The 6,704-nt window shown below is 61.0% G+C and carries 6 protein-coding genes and 2 pseudogenes; 3 read left to right on the top strand and 5 right to left on the bottom strand.

Going from position 1 to position 6,704, the window contains the following annotated elements; translation table 11 throughout:
* A pseudogene (locus QD336_RS19420) lies at positions 1 to 191 on the bottom strand (phosphomannomutase); the annotation flags it as partial.
* A gap of 53 nt (positions 192 to 244) precedes the next feature.
* On the opposite strand from QD336_RS19420, the pseudogene uppM reads away from it, so the two are divergent.
* Positions 245 to 794 (top strand): annotated as a pseudogene (gene uppM, locus QD336_RS19415) (polysaccharide biosynthesis protein UppM); the annotation flags it as partial.
* Positions 795 to 949: 155 nt separating this feature from the next.
* On the opposite strand, the gene pcaF reads toward uppM, so the two are convergent.
* Genes pcaF through QD336_RS19400 form a run of 3 tightly spaced genes read right to left on the bottom strand, consistent with a single transcriptional unit; the run spans position 950 to position 3,565 of the window.
* A complete protein-coding gene (pcaF, locus tag QD336_RS19410) occupies positions 950 to 2,155 on the bottom strand; it encodes a 3-oxoadipyl-CoA thiolase (RefSeq protein WP_499171807.1) in 1,206 nt (401 codons plus the stop codon).
* Between the two features lie 10 nt (positions 2,156 to 2,165).
* The gene (locus tag QD336_RS19405; RefSeq protein ID WP_499171806.1) at positions 2,166 to 2,861 is read right to left on the bottom strand and encodes a CoA transferase subunit B; all 696 of its coding nucleotides are present in this window, start codon (positions 2,859 to 2,861) and stop codon (positions 2,166 to 2,168) included.
* The gene (locus QD336_RS19400; protein WP_499171804.1) at positions 2,858 to 3,565 is read right to left on the bottom strand and encodes a 3-oxoacid CoA-transferase subunit A; all 708 of its coding nucleotides are present in this window, start codon (positions 3,563 to 3,565) and stop codon (positions 2,858 to 2,860) included. Before QD336_RS19400 ends, QD336_RS19405 begins: the two co-directional genes overlap by 4 nt.
* Positions 3,566 to 3,704: 139 nt before the next feature.
* Between QD336_RS19400 and QD336_RS19395 the strand changes: the two genes are divergently transcribed.
* The gene (locus QD336_RS19395; protein WP_499171803.1) at positions 3,705 to 4,466 is read left to right on the top strand and encodes an IclR family transcriptional regulator; all 762 of its coding nucleotides are present in this window, start codon (positions 3,705 to 3,707) and stop codon (positions 4,464 to 4,466) included.
* Here the strand turns inward: QD336_RS19395 and QD336_RS19390 are convergent.
* A complete protein-coding gene (locus QD336_RS19390; protein WP_269343141.1) occupies positions 4,436 to 5,359 on the bottom strand; it encodes a helix-turn-helix domain-containing protein in 924 nt (307 codons plus the stop codon). The two genes, QD336_RS19395 and QD336_RS19390, sit on opposite strands and share 31 nt — an antisense overlap.
* Before the next feature lie 117 nt (positions 5,360 to 5,476).
* On the opposite strand from QD336_RS19390, the gene pobA reads away from it, so the two are divergent.
* On the top strand, positions 5,477 to 6,649 hold the full coding sequence (gene pobA / locus QD336_RS19385) for a 4-hydroxybenzoate 3-monooxygenase (protein ID WP_499171802.1): 1,173 nt from the start codon (positions 5,477 to 5,479) through the stop codon (positions 6,647 to 6,649).
* Positions 6,650 to 6,704 lie beyond the last annotated feature (55 nt).

Below are 6,704 nucleotides of genomic sequence, written 5' to 3'. Positions count from 1 at the left end.
GCGATGCAGGTGGCTGAAACATCCGGGCTCGAATCGCGAAAATCGCGGCCGATGAGAATGGGATCACCCATTTTTGCCTGACCCGATGTGAGAAGGTGCCTTGCAAATGCCGTGGCATAAATGGCGGAGGCTTGTCCCTTCAGATCGACGGAGAGGCCGCGAAGGCCACTTGTTCCGAATTTCAGGCTCATACCAAACTCCGTTTCCATAAATTCTTTTGAGGTGCAAATCGATAATGTGAATAACACAAATCCTCGAGTTGGAAAGCAAGCTGCGCACCATCACTTCACGCAACGTGCTGGCGCGGGTGGTGGACGAGTTGAAGCTCAATCCGGACCCGTGAATTCATAACGCCACCACCGCTTGCCTAGTTGAAGGCGATGTTTTCTTCCGCACCTGACGATGGCGACAACCGGGTCGGCGCGCTTCGTTCACTTGGCGACCGGGTGGCGGCTGAGCGCGACCTGCGTTCCTTCGTCGTGACGCTTTCGGTCTGGACCAATGATGCGGAAAAAATCGGCGGCAGTCTCCAAGGCCGCCATCGTCAAGGCCTTCGAGAGCGAGCTGTTCCAGACGACCTCCGACAGCAGCCAGTTGCGTCGTCGACGATCTCAAGAAGCAACTCGAGGAAATGCGCAAGAATGTGCCTGCCGCCGAAAAGCGCGCGACCGATTTCCGTCGCGAAAACGGCCTGCAGGAAAATAATGGCCAGTTCGTCAGCAATCGTGCTTCCGATGAGCTGAATACACAGGTGCTTGCGACGCAGCAGCGCCTCACTCAGGAAAGGACGCGCGTCGGCTGGCTTCCTGTGACAAGCACGGGAATGAGGCGGGAGGCTGCACCAACACGAGAAAATCGCCAAGCGAATGCCGGACTAGCCGTAGTCACTCAAGAGGAAATCGAGGCAGCGGCATTCGCCCCCTATCCGATACCAAATGCCGCTATCCCGTCAGACCCGCTCCAAGGCCACGGCGATACCCTGCCCGACGCCGATGCACATGGTGGCGAGCGCAAGCCGCTTGCCGGTCAACGAGAGTTCGAGCGCTGCCGTGCCGGCAATGCGGGCGCCGGACATGCCAAGCGGATGGCCAAGCGCGATCGCGCCGCCATTGGCATTCACCCGCGCGTCGTCATCGGCAATACCGAGCTGGCGGAGCGTCGCCAGACCCTGGCTGGCGAAGGCCTCGTTCAGCTCGATCACATCGAGCTGCTCCTGCTTCAGCCCGAGCCGGGCCAGCAGCTTCGCAGAGGCCGGGGCCGGGCCGATGCCCATGACGCGTGGCGGCACACCGGCGGCGGCGCCACCGAGGATGCGGGCGATGGGGGTGAGGCCATATTTCTTCGCCGCTTCTGCTGAAGCGATGATGAGGGCGGCCGCGCCGTCATTAACGCCCGATGCATTGCCCGCCGTCACCGTCGCGCCATCGCGCTTGTTCACCGGCTTCAGCTTCGCCAGCGCTTCGAGACTGGTCGCCCGCGGATGTTCGTCCTTGGCGACAACCAGCGGATCACCCTTGCGCTGCGGGATCGTCACCGAAACGATTTCCTTGTCGAGACGGCCATTGGCCTGCGCATCAGCCGCCTTCTGCTGACTGCGCACGGCAAAGGCGTCCTGATCCTCACGCGAGACCTGATAATCGACCGCGACATTGTCGCCCGTTTCCGGCATGGAATCGACGCCATATTGCGCCTTCATCAGCGGATTGACGAAACGCCAGCCGATGGTGGTGTCGTAAATTTCGGCATTGCGCGAAAAGGCGCTTTCCGCCTTTGGCAGAACGAAGGGCGCGCGGCTCATGCTTTCCACGCCGCCGGCGATCATCAGTTCCGCCTCGCCCGATTTGACGGCGCGCGCAGCTGCGATGACGGCATCCATGCCCGAACCGCACAGCCGGTTGATCGTCGTTCCGGTCACGGAAACCGGCAGGCCGGCAAGCAGCAGCGACATGCGCGCCACGTTGCGGTTGTCCTCGCCCGCCTGATTGGCGCAGCCGAAGATCACATCCTCGACGGCCTCCCAATCGACGGACGTATTGCGCTCCATCAGCGCCTTCAGCGGCACCGCGCCGAGATCATCGGCCCGCACGGAGGAGAGCGCGCCGCCGAAGCGGCCGATGGGCGTGCGGATATAATCGCAGATATAGGCTTCGGTCATCGGTGTTTCCTCAAAGTTCCGGTGCGACGAGATCGGTTACCGCACCATCCACATGCAGCGGCGCGCCGGTCATGGCCTGCAATTCCTCAAATGTCATTGCCGGCAGTTTTTCGCGCAGCACAAAACGGCCATCCACCACGTCGATCACAGCATGGCTGGTGTAGATGCGGGTGATGCAGCCGACGCCGGTCAGCGGGAAGGCGCATTTTTCAACCAGCTTCGGTTCGCCATTCTTGGTGACGTGTTCGGTAATGACGAAAACCTGCTTGGCGCCATGCACCAGATCCATGGCCCCGCCAACGGCCGGCACGCCCTTGGAGCCGACGCGCCAATTGGCGAGATCGCCATTCTGCGCCACCTGATAGGCCCCGAGGATCGCCACATCCAGATGCCCGCCGCGCACCATGGCGAAGCTGTCGGCATGGTGGAAGAAGGCCGCACCGGGCTTCAGCGTGACGGCCTTCTTGCCGGCATTGATGAGGTTCCAGTCCTCCTCGCCTTCCGGCGGCGCTTCACCGAAATTTAGGATACCGTTTTCGGTGTGGAAGATCGCCTGACGGCCGGGCGGCTGGTAGCGCGCCACCATTTCCGGAAATCCGATGCCGAGATTGACGTAAGCGCCGTCCTCGATGTCCTGCGCCGCGCGCCAGGCGATCTGGGCGTTGGAAAGCTTGATGTCTTCGCGGTTGTCGATGGTCTTTGTCATGCGTAGGCTACTCCCGCACGAATGAGAACTTCTTCCTGTTGCGGATCGGGGATTTCCACCACGCCGTTCACAAAAATGCCTGGCGTCACGACATGCTCCGGGTCGATCTCGCCGGCGGCGACGATCTTTGAGACCTGCGCGATGGTGGTCTTTGCGGCCATGCACATCAGCGGGTTAAAATTGCGCCCAGCCTTGTTGTAGGTGAGGTTGCCATAGGTATCGCCAAGCTCGGCCTTGACGATGGCGAAATCGGCTTTCAGCCAGCGTTCCTGAACGTAAGAGCGGCCGTCAAATTCCGCGATGACTTTGCCTTGTGCCAGTTCCGTTCCGAAGCCGGTCGGCGTGTAGAAGGCCGGAATGCCCGCACCGCCAGCGCGGATACGCTCGGCAAGCGTGCCCTGCGGCACCAGTTCCAGTTCGATCTCGCCGGCCAGATACCGATCTGTAAAAGCGCGCGGATCGGAAGAGCGTGGGAAGGAGCAGATCATCTTCCTGACCATGCCCGCGTCGATCATCGCGGCGATGCCGATGCGGCCATTGCCGGCATTGTTGTTGATGACCGTCAGGTTCTTCGGCCCCTTGTCGATCAGCGCGTGGATCAGCTCGATGGGCGCGCCGGAGCCGCCGAAACCGCCGATCATGATCGTCGCACCATCGCCGATGCCGGCAAGCGCCTCTTCCGCGCTCTTGATTGTCTTGTCCATTCTCAAAACCTCCATCCAGCCGAGCGGATGGAACCAGCAAGGCTGCGTGGCCATGAGGTAAAGCCGAAATTGCCTCGACGGCAAGGGTTTTGTGCGTTATATGATTTTTGTTCGTATATCGCACAAATGGAGCTTAGGCATGGCCGTCAGCGAAAGAGACATGATGGGCGGTCTCGCAAAGGGATTGCGGGTGATCGAGGCCTTCAGCGCCGAGCGGCCGCGATTGTCCATCTCCGATGCCGCCGAGATCACCGGGCTGGACCGCGCCACGACGCGCCGCTGTCTGCTGACCCTTTCGGAGCTCGGTTATGCCGCCTATGATGGCAAGTTCTTTACCGTCACGCCAAAAGTGCTGCGGCTCGGCACCGGCTGCCTTGCCACCATGCCGCTGCCGAAGATCGTGCAGCCTCTCATCGACCATCTCTCAGAGGAGATCGGCCAGAGCACCTCCGTTTCGATTCTGGACGAGACCGAAATCGTTTATGTCGCCCGCGCCGCCCAGCAGCGGGTCATGTCGATTGCGCTGATGCCGGGGTCACGCCTGCCCGCCTATTGCACCTCAATGGGCCGCGTCCTTCTTTCCGCGCAGCCAGCCGAGCGGCGGCGCGGCATTCTCGAAGCCTCCCGGCTGGTCGCCCGCACGGAAAAGACGATCACCGACATGGACGCCCTGCTCGCCGAAATCGAAGTGACCGCTCATCGCGGTTATGCCCTGATCGATCAGGAAGTTGAAATCGGTCTTCGCTCCATCGCCGTGCCGCTGAAAAGCGTGCGTGGCCAGACGGTCGCCGCCCTCAATGTCGGGCTCGCCGCTTCGGTCGCCTCGATGGAATATCTGGTGGAGCGATATTTGCCGGCGCTTCTTTCCGTTCAGCGGGAGCTGGCGCGTATGCTGGTCTGAGGCGGTGTCAGCCGCGCGCCGGTATCGCCCATTTTGCGCTGTTCGGCGAGACGCCAGGCGCGCGGCGTCATGCCGGTCTCCCGCCTGAAGAAGCGGTTGAAATAGGCGGGATCGGCAAAACCCAGCCCTTCCGCAATCATCTGCACGCTGGAGACTGTAAAGATCAGCTCCTGCTGGGCGATCTCGATCTGACGCTTGGCGATCAGCCTTTGCAGGCTGAGGCCGGAGACCGAACGGACGAGCCGGTTGAGATGCGTCTCGGAAAGGCCGAGCTTCCCTGCATAAAACCCGGCTTTCTGCGGCTCGCGAATATGGCGGGCAATCAGCGACAGCAACCGTTCAAAACGCTGTTCGGCAAGGCCTTCGCCGCTGGTTTCCAGAAGCGGCCGCGCCGCCCGTGACAGAAGCGAAACCACAGTGGCGAGCTGGCCTTCGATCATCGCGTCGCGACCGATCTCGCGGGCCTCATATTCCGTGGAAATCCGTTCGAAACCGCTGCGTAGGCCTTCTTTGTCAGCAAAATCCCGCAGGGGCAGAAGCACCGGCTGCTGGAAATTCCGCAGCAAAAGCGCCTGCACCGATGCCGGCAAGGCACCCGGCAGCATGGTGACGATCACCCCGCCAATATCGCGTGAGAAGCGGAAGCCATGTTCGAAACCCGGCGGCACGATGATGGCGACCGGCGGGCGGATCGGCTCGATGCGACCCTCCAGCAACGCATCGCCCTCACCGCCAAAAATGTACAAGATTTGCAGAAAGGCGGCATGACGGTGCAGGCCGATTTCAAAGCGGTGCAGACTGCTCCGCGAAAAAAGCGTCTCGCAATGGAAGCGAAAATCGGTGCCCTGCGCGGCTTCTTCGCCGTAAAGCCCTTCATTGGCAGTTACCCGCATCTCACCCCACTCCTCCGCCTGATGGTCGGATTGTGCAATTTACGGACCGGAAAGTCCATTGAGCTTGTGACCCGCCTTGGTCAATTTCTTGACCGGAGACAAGTTCGGGAGGAAACAATGCGTACACAGGTCGTCATCATCGGCTCCGGCCCATCGGGGCTTCTGCTGGGCCAGCTTCTGGCGAGAGCCGGCGTCGAGACCGTCATTCTTGACCGGGTCAGCAAGGATTATATCCTCGGCCGTGTCCGCGCCGGCGTGCTGGAAGAAGGCACCGTGCAGCTGATGGAAAAGGTCGGCGCGGATAAGCGTCTACACCGGGAAGGCCTGCCGCATGACGGGTTTTCGCTGACCTTCGATGGTCGCGACCACCGTATCAATCTCTTCGATCTGACGGGCGGCAAACGTGTGATGGTCTATGGCCAGACCGAGGTGACGCATGATCTGATGGATGCGCGCGAAGCGGCAGGCCTCGTCACCATTTACGACGCCGGAAATGTCGAGCCGCATGATTTCGATGGCGCAAGTCCCTATGTCACCTATCAGAAAGACGGCGTAAGCCACCGGATCGATTGCGATTTCATCGCCGGTTGCGATGGTTTCCACGGCATCAGCCGCAAATCCGTGCCGCAAGGCGCGATCAAGGAATTCGAGAAGGTCTACCCCTTCGGCTGGCTCGGCATTCTCGCCGATGTGCCGCCGGTCAACCACGAACTCATCTATGCCAACCATCCGCGTGGTTTTGCGCTCTGTTCCATGCGCTCGCACACGCGCAGCCGTTATTACATCCAATGTTCGCTGGATGACCGGCCGGAGGACTGGAGCGACGAGCGCTTCTGGGATGAAATCCGCCGCCGTCTGCCGGAAAATCATGCGGATGCCATGGTGACCGGCCCGTCCTTCGAAAAATCCATCGCGCCGCTCCGGTCCTTCGTCAGCGAGCCGATGCGGTTCGGACGGCTGTTTCTGGCCGGCGACGCCGCCCATATCGTACCGCCGACCGGCGCCAAGGGCCTCAACCTTGCGGCCAGCGATGTGCATTATCTGAGCGAGGCGCTGATCGAGTTTTATCGTGACAGGTCTGAAGCCGGCATCGATGCCTATTCGCAGAGGGCGCTTTCCCGCGCCTGGAAAGCGGTGCGGTTTTCCTGGTGGATGACGACGATGATGCACCGTTTTCCCGATACGGAGGATTTCGGCCAGCGTATTCAGGAGGCGGAGCTGGATTACCTCGTACAATCGCGCGCCGCTTCCACGGCGCTTGCGGAGAATTATGTGGGACTTCCTTATTAGGAGGATCGACACAAACAGCACGAGACAAGCGGCTTGTTCGTCATGCCGGATCAAG

Origin of the sequence: Rhizobium sp. BR 250 (assembly GCF_047445855.1) — a bacterium.
GTDB lineage: Bacteria > Pseudomonadota > Alphaproteobacteria > Rhizobiales > Rhizobiaceae > Agrobacterium > Agrobacterium tumefaciens_I.
The sequence above is the reverse complement of the archived record's forward strand: the minus strand, read 5'-3'. Positions and strand labels throughout refer to the sequence as shown.